12 protein-coding genes are annotated in these 15748 nt (G+C 72.5%); 7 read left to right on the top strand and 5 right to left on the bottom strand.

The genetic code is table 11. The features are described from left to right. Positions 1–263: 263 nt before the first annotated feature. Entirely contained in the window at positions 264–1139 is an 876-nt protein-coding gene (locus ACG2DA_RS16355) for an RNA polymerase sigma factor RpoD/SigA (protein ID WP_395256862.1), read from the top strand. A 74-nt stretch (positions 1140–1213) separates the two neighbouring features. Here ACG2DA_RS16355 and purD read toward each other — a convergent pair whose 3' ends face one another. Then, on the bottom strand, positions 1214–2524 hold the full coding sequence (gene purD / locus ACG2DA_RS16350; protein ID WP_395256861.1) for a phosphoribosylamine--glycine ligase: 1311 nt from the start codon (positions 2522–2524) through the stop codon (positions 1214–1216). Positions 2525–2747: 223 nt separating this feature from the next. On the opposite strand from purD, the gene ACG2DA_RS16345 reads away from it, so the two are divergent. Next, on the top strand, positions 2748–3776 hold the full coding sequence (locus ACG2DA_RS16345) for an aspartate-semialdehyde dehydrogenase (protein WP_395256860.1): 1029 nt from the start codon (positions 2748–2750) through the stop codon (positions 3774–3776). 67 nt (positions 3777–3843) lie between these two features. Here ACG2DA_RS16345 and ACG2DA_RS16340 read toward each other — a convergent pair whose 3' ends face one another. From ACG2DA_RS16340 to ACG2DA_RS16330, 3 genes are all read right to left on the bottom strand, one after another. Further along, a complete protein-coding gene (locus ACG2DA_RS16340; RefSeq protein ID WP_395256859.1) occupies positions 3844–5169 on the bottom strand; it encodes a 6-phosphofructokinase in 1326 nt (441 codons plus the stop codon). Positions 5170–5272: 103 nt separating this feature from the next. Further along, positions 5273–5680 (bottom strand): hypothetical protein, encoded by a 408-nt coding sequence (locus ACG2DA_RS16335; RefSeq protein WP_395256858.1) that lies wholly within the window; start codon positions 5678–5680, stop codon positions 5273–5275. Between the two features lie 109 nt (positions 5681–5789). After that, positions 5790–7097 (bottom strand): diaminopimelate decarboxylase, encoded by a 1308-nt coding sequence (locus tag ACG2DA_RS16330; RefSeq protein WP_395256857.1) that lies wholly within the window; start codon positions 7095–7097, stop codon positions 5790–5792. A gap of 308 nt (positions 7098–7405) precedes the next feature. On the opposite strand from ACG2DA_RS16330, the gene ACG2DA_RS16325 reads away from it, so the two are divergent. From ACG2DA_RS16325 to hemA, 4 genes are all read left to right on the top strand, one after another. Further along, positions 7406–9730: a hypothetical protein gene (locus tag ACG2DA_RS16325; RefSeq protein WP_395256856.1), complete on the top strand. Its 2325-nt coding sequence runs from the start codon at positions 7406–7408 to the stop codon at positions 9728–9730. A gap of 234 nt (positions 9731–9964) precedes the next feature. Continuing rightward, a complete protein-coding gene (locus ACG2DA_RS16320; protein ID WP_395256863.1) occupies positions 9965–10975 on the top strand; it encodes a sigma-54 interaction domain-containing protein in 1011 nt (336 codons plus the stop codon). 63 nt (positions 10976–11038) lie between these two features. Then, complete coding sequence (ccsA, locus tag ACG2DA_RS16315) at positions 11039–11965, top strand: cytochrome c biogenesis protein CcsA (RefSeq protein WP_395256855.1); 927 nt, start codon at positions 11039–11041, stop codon at positions 11963–11965. 32 nt (positions 11966–11997) lie between these two features. Next, entirely contained in the window at positions 11998–13281 is a 1284-nt protein-coding gene (gene hemA, locus ACG2DA_RS16310) for a glutamyl-tRNA reductase (protein WP_395256854.1), read from the top strand. A gap of 94 nt (positions 13282–13375) precedes the next feature. Here hemA and queA read toward each other — a convergent pair whose 3' ends face one another. Then, positions 13376–14494: a tRNA preQ1(34) S-adenosylmethionine ribosyltransferase-isomerase QueA gene (gene queA / locus ACG2DA_RS16305; RefSeq protein ID WP_395256853.1), complete on the bottom strand. Its 1119-nt coding sequence runs from the start codon at positions 14492–14494 to the stop codon at positions 13376–13378. A 23-nt stretch (positions 14495–14517) separates the two neighbouring features. Here queA and ACG2DA_RS16300 point away from each other — a divergent pair, with 23 nt between their 5' ends. Further along, complete coding sequence (locus ACG2DA_RS16300; protein ID WP_395256852.1) at positions 14518–15666, top strand: glycosyltransferase; 1149 nt, start codon at positions 14518–14520, stop codon at positions 15664–15666. The last annotated feature ends 82 nt before the right edge of the window (positions 15667–15748 follow it).

Raw genomic sequence — 15748 nt, 5'->3', positions numbered from 1 at the left:
CACCGAGCGAACTTCACCGTGCGGCCCCGGTTTTCGAACCGGGGCCGTTTTTCGTGCGCGGACCTCCCCGGTAACCGGCGCCACCGGCGCCGCCCGCAGGGGGAGAGGGGATCGCGGGGCGAACGCGGCCCTCGGGTGCGGGTTTCCGTGGCGTCGGGTCGATGACTACGGGGCGGGGCGAGCGTCGTCCCGGCCGTCGTCAAGGATGACGCGGCACAGCAGGTCCGACGGAGCGGAGGTTCCCCCCGCCCCCGGTCCGCACCTTGCCCGCCCTCGCCGCTCGCCCCCGTACCGCCGCCCGCCGCCGGACCGTCGTTCCCGGTCGTCGGGGCGGTCACGTTCAGAGCCCGCTCGAAACCTACCTGCGGGAGATCAACGCGACCCCGCTGCTGAGCGCCGACGAGGAGAAGTCCCTCGCCCGCCGCATCGCCCAGGGCGACATGGACGCCCGCGACCACATGGTGCGGGCCAACCTGCGGCTGGTCGTGAACATCAGCCGCTCTTACACCAACCGCGGATTGCCCCTGCCGGACCTCATCGAGGAGGGCAACCTTGGCCTGATGCGGGCCGTCGAGGGCTTCGACCCCGACATGGGCACCCGGTTCAGCACCTACGCCTCCTATTGGATCAAGCAGTCCGTGAAGCGGGCGCTGGTCAACACGGCCAAAACCGTGCGGGTGCCGGCCTACATGGTCGAGCTGCTGGGCAAGTGGCGGAAGATGTCCGCCCACCTCTCCGACACCCTCGGCCGCACCGCGACGCCGGAGGAGATCGCCAAAGAATTGGAGATCCCCAAGCGGAAGCTGGAGATCGTCAAGAAGGCCCTCGCCCTCTACCAGACCAGCCCGCAGAGCGCCGCGGACGACGGCGGGTGGAGCCTCGGCGAGATGCTGACGGACGACAAAACGCCCGCCCCGGAAGAGGACCTCACCGAGGCCGACAGCATCGCCCGGGCCCTCGACCTGATGGACGAACTGGACGAGCGGGAGTCCACCATCCTGCGGCTGCGGTTCGGCCTCGACGGCGACGAGCCGAAGACCCTGAAGGAGATCGGCGAGGTCCTCGGCCTCACCCGCGAACGCGTCCGCCAGATCGAAACCGACGCGTTGCGCCGCCTCAACCGCGGGCTCGGCGGGTAACCCGGTGAGCCGCGACCGGAGGGAGCGCGTTCGGGGACGCCCGCGAAACGCTCCCTCCGGTCGCGGCTAAGTGATCACCGGCCCTTGTCCGCGATGTCGGTGCGGCACCAGGCGCCCTCCCAGCGGATGCGGCGGACCGCCTCGTAGGCCCGCCGTTTGGCGTCGGTCACGTCGTCGCCCAACGCCGTGACGCCCAGCACCCGTCCGCCGGCGGTTTCGATCGACTCCCGCCCCTCGGCGTCGCGGACGCCGAACTTCGTGCCGGCGTGGAACACCTTGGTGTCGGGCAGTTCCGCCGCGTCGGCGAGGCCGCGGATCGTCTTGCCGGTTTCGTACTCGCCCGGGTAGCCCTCGCTGGCCATCACCACGCAGACGGCGGCCCGGTCGTCCCAGGTCGGCGGGGCGGCGTCCTCCAGCTTGCCGGCCGCGGCGGCTTTGAGCAGGGGGTAGAGATCGCCGCTCATCCGCATCAGCAGCGGTTGGACCTCCGGGTCGCCGAAGCGGACGTTGAACTCCAGCACCATCGGTCCCCGTCGGGTGAACATCAGCCCGGCGTAGAGGATGCCGCGGAACGGGCGGTCGTCCCGCTGCATGCGGTGGACGATCGGGATGAGGACCTGCTCGACGACCTGCTGCATGCGGCGTTCGTGCACCAGCCGGGCGGGGGTGTAGGCGCCCATCCCGCCGGTGTTCGGCCCGCGGTCGCCGTCGAGGGCGGCCTTGTGGTCCTGGGCGGCGGGGAGGGGCACGATGGTCGCCCCGTCCACGATCGCCAACACGCTGGCTTCCTCGCCGACGAGCTTCTCCTCGACGACCGCCCGGGCGCCGGCGGCGCCGAACTCGCGGTCGGAGAGCACCCGGCGGACGGCGTCCATCGCCTCCTCACGGGTGTCGCAGACGATCACGCCCTTGCCGGCCGCCAGCCCGTCGGCCTTCACGACGAGCGGCTGCTCGCTGCGGCCGCTGATCCAGTCCGCGGCCGCGTGGGCGTTGTTGAAGATCTCGAAGGCGGCGGTCGGCACGCCGGCCCGTTTCATCAGGCTCTTGCTGTAGGCCTTGCTGCCCTCCAGCTCCGCGGCGGCCTTGGAGGGCCCGAACACGGCGATCCCCGCCTTCTCCAACTCGTCGGTCAGGCCCAGCACGAGCGGCTTCTCCGGGCCGATCACGACGAGGTCGACCTTCCGCTCCTTCGCCAGCGCCACGAGCCCGGGCAGGTCGTCGTCCTTCACCGGGACGTTTTCCACGCCCGTCTCCGTGCCGGTGCCGGCGTTGCCCGGGGCGCACAGCACCGTCCCGACCAGGGGACTCTGCGCGAGTTTCCAGCAGAGGGCGTGCTCCCGCCCGCCGCCGCCCACGACCAAAACTGTCTCGCCGCCCGCGCTCATCTGTGCTGCCGTCCGCCGGTCCGCTGCCGGTCGCTATGAGAAAGAAGTCCGGCGGGGAGTCTAGCCGGCACATCCCCCCGGGGAAGGCGGCGGCGGGGCGAACTTCCGGGCGGGGGCGTTGTCAGCCGGGCCGACCCGCGCCACCATCCCCGGCGAACCCACCTCCCCGCATGGGGCGCCGACGCCCCGCCGCCCGCCGCATCCCGCCGCTCCGAGAGTCTCGATGAAGTTTGGAACCGTCGCCGTCGTGGGGGCCACCGGAGCCGTCGGACGGATCATCCGCGAACTGCTGGAATCCCGCGAATTCCAGGCGGACCGGTTCCGCTTCCTCGCCACGAAGCGCAGCGCCGGCTCTGCGATCCCCTTCCGCGGGCAGGACGTGACGGTGGAAGAGGTGAGTCCGGAGGCGTTCGAAGGCTGCGACCTCGTGATCGCCAGCACCCCGGACGAGGCCGCCCGCGATCTGCTGCCGCACGCCCTCAAGGCGGGCGCCGTGGTCATCGACGAATCCGGCTACTGGCGGATGAACGAGGAGGTCGCGCTGGTGGTGCCGGAGATCAACCCGGAGGCCGCCCGCACCGCCGCGGCGGAGGGGCGGCTGATCGCCTCGCCGAACTGCTCGACCACGCAGATGGTCCAGTGCCTCAAGCCGCTGCACGACGCCGCGGGGCTGAAGCGGGTCACGGTCTCCACGTATCAGGCCGTCAGCGGCGCCGGCCTCGCCGGCACGGCGGAGCTGATCGAATCGACGAAGGCCTCGTTGGAGAACGGCTCGTTCGTCGCCAGCACGTTCCAGCAGCCGATCGGCTTCAACCTGATCCCGCAAATCGGCTCCTTCAAGGAGCAGGGCGGGGAGGGGGACGGCTACACGTCCGAGGAGATGAAGATGGTCCGCGAGACGCGCAAGATCCTCGGGCTGCCGGACCTCCGCGTGAACCCGACCTGCGTGCGGGTGCCGGTCGCGGACTGCCACAGCGAAACGATCGCCTGCGAGTTCGAGCGCCCGCTGTCGGCCGACGAAGCCCGCGAGGCGCTGGCGGCCTTCCCGGGGCTGGCCGTCGTCGACGACCCGGTCGCCGGAAAGTATCCGACCCCCCGCGACTGCGCCGGCGACGACCGCATCTTCGTCGGCCGCATCCGCAAAGACCTCTCCTGCGAGAACGGGATCACCTTCTGGTGCGTCTCCGACAACCTCCGCAAAGGCGCCGCGACCAACGCGGTGCAGATCGCGGAGCTGCTGGCGCAAGACTGACTTCTCAAAGCAATAACGCCGAGGCCCCGCGGGGCCTCGGCGTGACGGCGTCTGAATCAGACTCGGCTCAGCGGTTCGTCATCGGATCTTCCGGCGACTGATCCGCGAGGATGTGCGTCTCCAGGAACCGGGCCAGCGTGTGGAAGTCGCTGCCGGGTTCGATGAACCGCACCTTGGTGACGAGGTTGCCCGGGTCGACCAGATCCTCGAACGGGACGTAATGCAAGTCGAACTGGCGTTCGACGGAGACCATCACGCCGGTCTTCTGCTCCTCGACCAGCGCCCGATAGGCGCCGACGCCCAACTGGCTGCCGAGGATCACGTCGAAGGCCGTGGGGCGGGCGCAGCGGCTCTCGTAGCCGAGCTGCAGCGGTTTGACCTTCCGCTCCCCGCCGGTCTTCTCGGCGTAGGCCTTCTCGACCCGCTCGGCGAGCAGGCGGCCGAGTTGCACGTCGGCGACGGCGATGTGGCCGTGCTCGTCGCGGCTGACGCCCTCCAGGGCGCTGGCCGGCAGCAGTTCGGCGAGGCCCTCGGCGACGCAGATGATGCCGTACTGCCGGCCGTCCTCTTTCTCGCGGGTCAGGATCGTGTCGACCATCCGGTCGACGACCGCGTCGACGTTCATCATCCGACGTTCTTTGCCGTCGACGGTCTCCGTCTGGGAGTACTTGCCGACGATGTCCTCGACGGAGATCACCAGCGAGGCCCCGCCGCTGATCGCGGTGCCGTAGGAGAGCCAGCCGGCGCTGCGGCCCATGCACTCGCAGAGGAAGTAGCTCCGCTGGGCGCGGGCGTCTTCGAGCAGGTTGCGGACTTCCTGGGCGAGCACCTCGACGGCGGTGAAGAAGCCGAAGGTGAAGTCGATCCCGTTGTAATCGTTGTCGATCGTCTTCGGGACGTGCACCACCTTGATCTTCGGCGAGCCCTCCGGAAGGGTCTCCTGGAACAGGGCGAATTTGTTGGCCGTCTTGAGGGTGTCGTCGCCGCCGATGCTGATCAGGGCGTCGACCTCCAACGAGCGGAGGGCGTCGTAGACCGTCTTGAGGGGGGCGGTCTTCTCCGGGTCCTTCAGGTCCTCGGGGCTCTTCACGTACTTGCCGGGATTGGCCCGGGCGGTGCCGATCGTGATGCCGCCGGAGGTGCGGGTGCGTTCCAGCTCCTTGACGTCGAACCGCAGGTAGGCTTCGCCCTCCTTCAGTTCCGAGCCGTCGTACTTCATCAGCTCCGAGTAGCCGTGGCGGATGCCGATGGCGTCCAGGCCGCTGCGGAGGAAGGCGTCGGCGGCGGTGCTGATGACGGCGTTGGCGGCGGGGGCGGGGCCGCCGGAGAACAACATCGCGGCCCGCTTCACGTCGGTGGAGGGAACGGGCGGACGGGCGAGGGGCGAGGGCATTCGCGAATCGAACGAGGTAGGGGGAACGTCGGCGGCAGCTTACCGCTCCGGCCCGGACGCGCCGAACGCTGCGGCGACCGAAACCCGTCCCCCGCCGCCCGCGTCACCCGCCCGTGGCGACCGGTTCGGGATCTCCCGCATCACCGGACCCGGCCGCGCCTTCCCCCGTCTCCGCGTCGTCCGCCCCTTCGGCCCCCGCGTCGCCGCCCCCGTCGCGGTCGGCGGCCGTTTCGCCGTCGGCCGTTTCTTCGGCGTCCGTTTCGTCGGCGTTCGGTTCGGCCGGCGTCGCCGTCATGGGCGCCGCTTCCTCGTAACCCTCGTCGAAAGCGGCCTCGCCGTCGCTCTCTTCGATCAGGCCGTCCTTCGGCATCTCCGGGGGGACCATCACGGCGTACGCGTAGATTCCGCCGGCGACGACCACGGCCGCCAACCCGATCCAGACGACCGGGCTGACGCCCTTCTTCTCGGGGGCGGCGTCGGACGCGGGGCGTTCGGGAGCGGGATCGGACATGCTCGGTCTCTTTGTTGGCGGGGCGAGTCGGCGGACGTTACCAGTCGACCGACGAATCGCCCACTGAATGCGGACCGACCGCCTCGGGCTGTCCCGCGGCCCCCTGCCGTCAGCCGGGCAGCGTGGCGAACAGGTCGTCGTAGGTCTCCGCCCGGCGGATCTGTTCGACGGAGCCGTCTTCCTTCAGCAAATACTCCGCGCTGCGGAGCTTGCCGTTGTACTGGAAGCCCATGCTGTGCCCGTGGGCGCCGGCGTCGTGGATCGCCAGCACGTCGCCGCGTTCCACGGGGGGCAGCTCGCGGTCGATGGCGAACTTGTCGTTGTTTTCACAGAGGGAGCCGACCACGTCGACCGGCCCGGCGGGGGCGGCGTCGACCTTCTCGCCCCGCCGGCCCAGCACGCTGACGTGGTGGTAGGCGCCGTACATACCGGGCCGCATCAGGTTCGCCATGCAGGCGTCCACGCCGACGTACCGCTTGTAGATCTCCTTGCGGTGCAGCGCTTTGGTGACCAGCACGCCGTAGGGCCCGGTCATGCAGCGGCCGTTCTCCATAAGGATCGCCAGCGGGTCGAGTCCGGCGGGGACGACGATCTCGTCGTAGGCGGCCTTCGCGCCTTCGGAGACCGCCTCGTAGCTGACCGCCTCCTGCCCCGGCCGATAGGGAATGCCGATGCCGCCGCCGAGATTCACAAACTCGATCCGGACGCCGGTCGCCTCTTTCACCTCCGCCGCGAGGCGGAACAGCATCCGGGCGGTGTCCACGAAGAACTGCGGGTCGAGTTCGTTGCTGGCGACCATCGCGTGCAGGCCGAACCGCGTCACGCCGCCCTCCTGCGCCCGGCGGTAGCCGTCGAACAGCTGCTCGCGGGTGAAGCCGTACTTCGCGTCCTCCGGCTTGCCGATGATCGCGTTCCCGCCCCGCAGCGGCCCGGGGTTGAATCGGAAGCACAGCGTCCCCGGCAGCCCGCCGGCCTCTTCGGCGACGAAGGGGAGGTGGGTCAGGTCGTCCAGATTGAGGATCGCCCCCAACTCCTTCGCCCGGCGAAACTCCGCGGCGGGGGTGTTGTTGGAGGTGAACATGATCCGATCGCCGCTCACGCCGATGCGCTCGCACAGCATCAGCTCCGCGGCGCTGGAGCAGTCCATCCCGCACCCTTCGTCGCGGAACAGCTCCAGAATGCCCGGCGTCGGCGTCGCTTTGACCGCGAAGTATTCCCGAAAGCCGAGGTTCCAGGCGAAGGCGGCGTTCAGCCGGCGGGCGTTCGCCCGGATGCCGGCCTCGTCGTAGATGTGGAACGGCGTGGGCAGTTCGTTCGCCAGTTCGCACAGCTTCGCCGCGTCGATGGGCAGCGGCTTGGCGGGGGCGGCCCCTGCGGCGGACGGGGACGAGGCGGGGGAAGCGGAGACGGCGGGCATCAGCACGGGCGGGGAGTAGGGGAGGCGGGAGTTTAGGACCGCGACGCCCGCCCGACAGCCGCTCGGGGGCGGGGGGCGGCGATGCGACCGGGGGCGGGGGTTGCGGCGCCGATACGGCCGCGACGACCGGCCTCACCGCACGTTCCCCGGCCCGGCTCCATTTCGGAGGGGGTTGCGGTCGATGTCGAACGGTGCGGGCCGGTGCGCGCCCCGCGTAGAGTGACCCGCGGGAGCGGATCCACGTTCCCGCGTCGCCCGCCCGTCCCCGCGCCGCTCGCCCGTCCCGTCGCCCTCGTTCGGCCCCGCCCATGCTCCGCCGCCCCGCCGAACGCCTCGCCACCTGCAGCCCGTTCGGGCGTCGCTCGGCGTTCGGGCGGGCGTCCGCGGCGCGGCGCCTGCTGACCGCGGCTCCGCTGGCCGGGGCGCTGCTCTGCCCGCTCGCGGCGGTCGGGCAGGAGGAACCGGCGGAGGAGCCGCCCGCCGCCGCCACGGGGGCGGAGCCGACCGACGCCCCCAACCCCCTCGCCGCGGAGCCGGCGACGGTCGAGGAGTTCGTCACGGCCTCCGCCCGCCTCCGCCGCATCGGCCGGCCGGGGCTGGCCCGGCGGTACCTGCGGGCGCTGCTCGATTCGCAGCCGTCCGAGGACGCCCTGCTGGAGGCCCGCGACGCCCTCGGCCCGACGGTCTTTTTCGAACTTGCCGCGGACCCGCAGCTCCGCCCGGAGGGGCAGACCCTGCAGGACCGCGTCCGCGAGGCGGTGCTCGCCCGCGGCGCCGACCCGGCCCGGCTGGACGCCCTGATCGACGCCCTGACCGCGGACCTGCGGGAGCGCGACGCCGCCACGGAAGCCCTCACCGGGCTGGGCGCCGCAGCGACGCCGCGGTTGGTGGAACGGCTGGTCGCCTCCGTGGACTCGGTGCAGGGGGACGAGGACCTCACGGAAGCGATCACCCGGCTGCTCGGGCAGCTGCGGGGGCTGTCCGTGCCGCCGCTGACCGCCGTGCTGCGGTCCCCGCAGGCCCCGGCCGCCGCCCGCTCCGCCGTCGCCGTGGCCCTCGGCGGAACCGGCTCCCAAGCCGCGCTGGACGCCCTGCTGGCGCCGGCGTTCGCCCCGAACGAGACCCCGTCCGTGCAGTTGGCGGCCCAGGCCGGCCTCCTGCGGCTGACGGAGGGCGATTCGCTCCGCGGGCTGTCCGACGCCGCCGCGGACCGGCTGAAGCAGCGGGCCGAGACGCTCCTGTCCGACCCGCCGGCGGCCAACCCCGCCGCCGCCGCTGCGCCGCTGTTCCGCTACGACGCCGCGGAGAACTCGCTGGTCCCGGCGACGCTCGATCCGGTCCCCGCCGCCCGCTACCGGGCCGCGACGGCCGCCTCCGGCGCCGCCCGAATCGCCCCGGCCCGGGAGAGCCTGCAGGTACTTGAACTCACCGCGGCGCTGGCCTACGAGGCGTCGCTCGCCGGTCGCGGGCGGTTCCTGCCGCGCGGCGAGGGCACCGTGCACCGGGCGGCGCTGTCCGCCGGTTCGACGCGGATTCTCAAGGCGCTGGACACGGCGTTGGAACTCGGCGCCGCGGACGCCGCCGCCGCCGCGTTGCAGGTGTTGCTCGACGTGCCCACGCCGGACCTGCTGCGGCCGGTCGGCGGGACCGGCTCCCCGGTCGTGCGGGCGCTGCGGAGCCCGGCGGCGGAGGTCCGGTTCCTCGCGGCCCTGCTCGCCGCCCGGGCCAACCCGGGGCCCTCCTTCACCGAGGGGGCGGACGTTGTGGACGTGTTCGCCGGCGCCCTCGCGGACGCCCCCGGCGGGCGGGCGGTGGTGATCGATCCCAACGGCGAACGGGGCTCCCGCATGGGCGGGCTGCTCCAGGCGGCCGGCTATCGGGTCGACCTGGCGACGTCCGCCCGGCAGGGCTTCGAGCAGGCCACCTCCGGCGCGGGGGCCGATCTGGTGGCGATCCAGGCGAACGTGCCGGACCTGCCGGTCTCCTCCCTGGTGGCGAACCTCCGGGCGGACGCCCGCACCAGGACCGTGCCGCTGGTGCTCTACGGCTCGATCCGGCTCGAACCGGCGCTGTCGAGCATCGCCGACCGGGCCGGCGAGGCGGTGTACACGGAGTTCCCCGTCGCCGCCGAGACGCTCGCACGTCGCATCGCCCCGCTCCGCGCCGCCGCGGAGCCGCTGCCGGACGACCTCAAGGCCGAGCAGAAGCGGGCCGCCGCCTACGCCCTGTCGCGGCTCGCCGAGGACGGCGGCCGGACCTTCCCGCTGGCCGGGGCGCTGCGGGAGCTGTCCGCCGCGGTCGCCGACCCCACGATCTCGGCGAACGCTTCGGCGGCCCTGGCGGCGATCCCGAGCCCGGCGGCCCAGAACGCGCTGGCGGAGACGCTGACGGTCGTTCGCCCCGGCGCCGCCGCCGAGTTGGCGGCCGCGGACGCCCTCACGCAGTCGGTCCGTCGGTTCGGCTCGCTGCTGGACGAACGGGCCGTCCGAACGATCCGCGGCCTCGCGGCCACGGCGGAGGATCCGCAGGTTCGGGACGCACTGCTGACGCTTTCCGCGGCGCTGCCGGGCTCCGGCGGCGGCCTGCCGGTCGAGGTGTCGCTCCCGACGCAGGCGGCTGTGCCCGCTGAGTAGGCATCCGGCAGTAGGCGTGCGGCAGTTTGGGTCGATCCGGAGGCCGGAAACGACGCCAAATCGCCGAGAAGGCGGCCCGTGACTGTTCGGCCAGCCGGGTGGGGCGATATTCTTCAGCGGAACCGCCCGTCCCGACAGCAGCCGCTCGCGTTGTCACCGTACCTCCCCCCGGCCACGGACCGCTTTTCGGAACCTGTCGCTCCCGATGTGGACGTGCACGCTCCGGTGCGCGGCATGGTCGGCGACTCCGACGCGATGCGGGAGGTCTACGCCCTCGCCCGCCGGTTCGCCCGCTCCAACTCGACCGTGCTGCTGACCGGGGAGACCGGCACCGGCAAAGAACTCGTCGCCCGGGCGATCCACGACAACAGCCCCCGGGCCGACGGCCCGTACGTCCGCGTCAACTGCGGCGCCCTCGCCGAGAGCCTGCTGGAGAGCGAGCTGTTCGGCCACGCCCGCGGGGCGTTCACCAGCGCCATCGAGAACCGCACCGGGCGCTTCGAGGCGGCCCACGGCGGCACGATCTTCCTCGACGAGATCAATTCGATCTCCAAGCACCTGCAGGTCAAACTGCTGCGGGTCCTGCAGGAACAGGAGTTCGAACGCGTCGGCGACACCCGCACCATCCGGGTGAACACCCGGGTGATCGCCGCCACGAACCGGGAACTGCTGGAGGAGGTCGCCGAGGATCGCTTCCGGGAGGACCTCTACTTCCGCCTGAACGTCCTCAGCATCGACCTGCCCCCGCTGCGGGAGCGGAGCGAGGACATCCCCGGGCTCGCGGAGCACTTCACCGCCGTCTACGCCGCCCGGGACAACAAGACCCCGCCCAAACTGGCGCCGGAGGCCCTGCGACTGCTCAGCCGGTATGCCTTTCCGGGCAACGTGCGGGAGCTTCAGAACTACATCGAGCGGGCGCTGGCCCTGACGGAGGGCGGCGCCCTCACCAGCGACCTGCTGCCCGACCACGTCCGCGGCGTGCGGCCGCCCCTCAAGCTGGTCCGTAGCGGCGAAGAGGACACGGACGACCTCCGCCGCAAACTCGTCCGGCGGGAGTTGTCTGAACTGCCCGGCAGCACCGAGGTGCACCCGGAGATCCTCGGCCGGCTGGAGCGGGAAGTGCTGTTGCAGGTCCTCCGGGCCGCGCAGGGGGTGCAGACGAAGGCCGCGGCCCGGCTGGGCATTAACCGCAACACCCTGCACAAGAAGATCGAAGAACACGGTTTGTCGGCCGAGGTTCGCTAGTTTGCGGCCGCCGCGGCGGTCCCGACGGGCGGCGCGCGGGGGCGACGCGCCTAGAATGGCGGCGTGTCCCACGTCACCGTCTTCTGCTTCCTCGCCAGCTACGCGGTCGCCCTGACCGCGGACGCGCTGCGGCTGTGGGGCCGCACGGTCGCGCTGCGGTGGATCGCCTGGTTCGCCGCGGCGGCCGGGCTGCTGGCCCACACGTGGTATCTGGGACTGCGGTATACCGGCGACTGGGGCGACGCCGCGGCCGCGGAGCCATGGGGCGGACGGGCCTGGATCCTGGCCCTCGCCTGGCTGGGCGCGGCGTATTACGTGGTCGCCACCGGCGTGGAGCGTCGCAGCGCCCTGGGCGTGTTCCTCTGGCCGTTGGTGCTGGGGTTGGTCGCGTGCAGCTACGCGGTGCCGGCGGGGCCGGTGTCGCTGTTCGGCGAGGCGGGGAACGGGGGCGGGGCGGTGCGGGCGTGGGCGATCCTGCATGCGGCCCTGCTGCTCGGCGGATTGCTGGGGGTGCTCGCCGGGGTGGTGACCAGCGCCATGTACCTCGTCCATCACCGCCGGCTGCGGGCCGGCAAGTTCGACCCGGACGCCGTGCCGCTGTTCAGTCTCGAACGGCTCGACCGTTGGAACCGGGCCGCCGTCGCCGTCGCCGTGCCGTTGTTGGTGCTGGGAGTGACGATCGGGCTCGGCTTGGTCGTCGCCGGCGGGGAGGGGACCGTCGCGGGGCTGTGGGACCCGGTGGTGATCGGCACCACGGTCGGCGTTTTCGCCGCGGGGCTGGCGGTCGGCGGGTTCGTTCAGCGGAAGGGACAGGCCGGAAAGGGCGTGGCCGTCCGCACCTTGTTGGCGTTCGGGTTCTTATTGGTGACGGTCGTCGGCTTGCAGGTGCTCGCCGGGGACGGCGGGCTGCTGGAAAGCTGGCACGCCGGCGGGACTGTCGCCGCGAACGCCCCCGACGCGGCGCCCGCCGGCGGGGGGGCGACCCTGTGAATCCCGCCGCGCCCGCCCCGGATCTCGGGGTCGTGTTCTGCTCCCATCGCACCGCGGACGTGAGTTTGCGGGAACGGCTCGGCTTCTCCGCTGAGGCGTTGGGGGACGCCTACGCCAAACTGCGGGAGCGGTTCCCGACCTCGGAACTCGTCGTGCTCTCCACCTGCAACCGGGTGGAGGTCTACTCCGCCGTGCCGCCGCCCTCGGTGGGGGGGACGGCCGGGACCGCCCCGCGACTGTCGGACCTCGCCGGGTTCCTCTCAGATTTCCACGCGATCCCGCGGGACGCGTTCGCCTCCCACCTGCTGGAGCGCCGGGGCCTGGACGCGGTGCGGCACCTGTTCGAGGTCTCCGCCAGTCTGGACAGCCTCGTGCTGGGCGAATCGCAGATCGTTGGGCAGGTGCGGGACGCCTACGACCTCGCCCAGCGTCACGAGGCCTGCGGGCCGCTGACCCACGCCCTGTTTCAGGCCGCCTTCCGCACCGCCAGCCGCGTGCGGCGGGAGACGAAGCTGGCCGACGGCCGCACGAGCATCGCCAGCGTCGCCGTCGGGCAGTTCGGGCGGAACATCTTCGAGCGGTTCACCGACAAGACCGTGCTGGTGATCGGCTCCGGCGAGATGGCCGACGAAACTCTTCGGTACCTGCACGACGAGGGGACGGGCCGGGTGGTGATCGTGAACCGCTCCCCGGAGCGGGCGCTCGCCCTGGCCGAGGCCCGCGGCGGGGAGGTGCGGCCGTGGGACGAACTGGACCGCTGGCTCGGCGAGGCCGACGTGATCGTCTCCGCCACCGGCGCCACCACGCCCGTGGTGACCCGCGAACGCTTCGCCGCCGCCCGAGCCGCCGGCGGCAAGCGCTCCGGCAAACCGGTGTTCATCCTGGACCTCGGCCTGCCGCGGGACTTCGATCCCGGCGTCTCCAAGGTGGACGCAAACGTCTTCCGGTACGACATCGACGATCTGGAGGCCACCTGCGCCGCCAACCGCCGCCGGCGCGAGAAGGAGATCGGCAAGGCGAAGGGGATCGTCGAGGAGGAGACGCAGGCCTTCCTCCGCGGCCTGGTGCACCGGGCGACCGGCCCGGTCATCCGTCGGCTGCGGGACGAGTGGACCGCCGTCCGCGACGCGGAACTGCAACAGCTCTACGCCCGCCGCCCCGACTGGACCGACGACGATCGGGCCGCCGTGGAGCGGAGCGTCGACCGCATCGTCAACAAGCTCCTCCACCCGCCGTTGGAGGCGCTGAAGGAAGAAGCCCGCCGCGGCGAGCACGGCACCCTCCTCGACAGTTTTCGCCGGCTGTTCGGCATCTAGGCGGAGGAGGCGAGCGGTGGGCGTCCGCCCTCCGTGTCCTCGGGCGGCTGCGAACGCAAGGCGGGCTCACGCCCCCCGTTCGCCTGCGGATCGCCTACAAAATCAGCATCGCGTCGCCGTAGCTGAAGAAGCGGTACCCCCGCGCCACCGCCTCCCGGTACGCGGCGAGGACCCGCTCCCGCCCGGCCAAAGCGGAGACGAGCACGAGCAGGGTGCTTTTCGGCAGGTGGAAGTTCGTCAGCAGGCCGTCAATCCCCGCGAAGCGGTGCGGGGGGCGGATGAAGATCTCCGTCTCACCGCAGAAGGGGCCGACGGCGCCGTCGTTCTCCTGAGCGGCGGCTTCCAGCGTCCGGCAGGCGGTGGTCCCGACGGCGACGACCCGCCCTCCGGCCTCCCGCGTCGCCCGCACGTCCGCGGCCGTCGCGCTGGAGAGTTCGCAGAACTCCGCGTGCATCCGGTGGTCGACCAGCGACTCGCCAGACATCGGCCGGAAGGTGCCGACTCCCACATGAAGAGTCACTCGGGAGACACTGACTCCCGCCGACTCGCAGGCCGCGAGCAGCTCCGGCGTGAAGTGCAGCCCCGCCGTCGGGGCCGCGACGGAGCCGGGGCGGTCGGCGAAGACGGTTTGATAGTCGGTGCGGTCTCGCTCGTCGGGGGCGTCCCGGCCGATGTAGGGCGGCAGCGGGATCGAGCCGACCGCCTCCAGCGCCGCGAAGGGGGCCGCGGCGGCCGCGTCGTCCAGCGGCGTGACGAGCCACACGCCGCCCTCCTCCCGCCGCTCCATCCGCAGCCGCAACGTCGCCCCGTCGGGGCCGTCGGCCCGGACGGTCTCCCCCGGCGTCAACGTACCGCGGGTCTTTGACATCACCCGCCAGGCGTCGCCGTCGTCGCCGGTTTCGAGGGCGAGGAACAGCCCCTCCCACTTCCCCCCCGTCGACTCCCGCACGCCGCGGAGCCGGGCGGGAACGACGCGGGAATCGTTGAGGACCAGTCGATCGCCCGGCGTCAGCAGGGTCGGCAGGTCTGCAATCGACCGGTGGGCGACGGCGCCGGTCTCGCGGTTCAGCGTGAGCAACCGGGCCGTTCCTCGCGGGGCCGGACGGGCGGCGATTCGGTCCGGCGGCAGGTGATAGTCATAGGCGGCGACGGCGAGATCGGCGACGTCCTCCGGCGGGGACTCTGAGGGGGACTCGGGCGGCGGCGTGGGCATGCGGGTACCCTATCGCCGAACCGATGCCCGATCCGCCCCCGGACCCTGACGCCGCCCCGCTCCCGCTGGCGGCGGTCATCACCGAACTCGACCCCGGCGGCGCGGAGCAGGCGTTCCTGCGGGTCGTGCTGGGGCTCTCGCAACGCGGGTGGGCGCCGCACGTCTTCGCCCTGCGCGGCGGGAGGCTGCGGGAGTCATTTGTCTCCTGCGGCGTGCCGGTGACTCTGCTGGACTCTCTGCCCGGCGTCGATCCGCGGCCGCTGCGGCGATATCTGCGAGAGGAACGGCCCCCGGCGGCGTTGTCGTTCCTGTTCCACGCCAACCTGCTCACCCGCTTGGTCGCGGGCTCGGCGGGGCGGCCGGCGGTGGTTTGCGGGGTGCGGGTCGCGGAGCGACGCCGGAACGGCCACCGCCTGCTGGACCGGTGGACGGCGCGGCTGGTGGACCGGTGGGTCTGCGTCGGCGAGAGCGTCCGCCGGTTCTGCGTCGCCTCCCCGCTGGCCGGCGGGGGCGGACTGCCGGCGGAGCGCGTCGTGACGATCCCTAACGGCGTTGACGCCGACTGCTGGGCGGATGCCGCCCCGGCGGACCGGGCGGCGCTGCGGTTGCCGCCGCACGGGCCGGTGGCGCTGTTCGCCGGGCGGCTGGACGTGCAAAAGGATCCGGACACGCTGCTGGAGGCCTTTGCCCGGCTCGACCGCCGCGACGTCCACCTGCTGATCGCCGGCGACGGGCCGCTGGCGGAGCGGGTGCGGCTGTGGGCGGCGACGCACCCGGCCGGGGAGCGGGTGCGGCTGCTCGGGCGGCGGGAGGACCTGCCGGCGCTGATGCGGCTGGCGGACGTCTTTCTCCTGCCCAGCCGGTGGGAGGGCACGCCGAACGTGCTGCTGGAAGCGGCCGCGGCCGGCACGCCGATCGTCGCCACCGCCGTCGACGGCACCGCGGAGGTCTTCACGCACGAACAGACCGCCCGGCTGACGCCCGTCGGCGACGCGGCCGCCCTGGCGGACGAGTGGCGTTGGGCGCTCGATCACCCGGCCGACGCCGCGGCGATGGCGGAGCGGGCCCAGGGCCTCGTGCTTCAAAACCACCGCTGGGAGGCGGTCGTCGCCGCCTACGACGCCCTGCTGCGGGAGGCGATCAGCGAACGGTCCGCCCGGCGGCGGGGGTGACGCCCTCGGCGAGCCGGTCCGCGTCGCCCGCCACCCGCAGTCGGCGGAGGCCGAAGCGGAGCACGTTCGCCGCGGCGGGGGC

It is taken from the genome of Alienimonas sp. DA493 (assembly GCF_043951915.1).
Lineage (GTDB): Bacteria > Planctomycetota > Planctomycetia > Planctomycetales > Planctomycetaceae > Alienimonas.
This window is presented reverse-complemented; position numbering and strand designations above follow the sequence as displayed.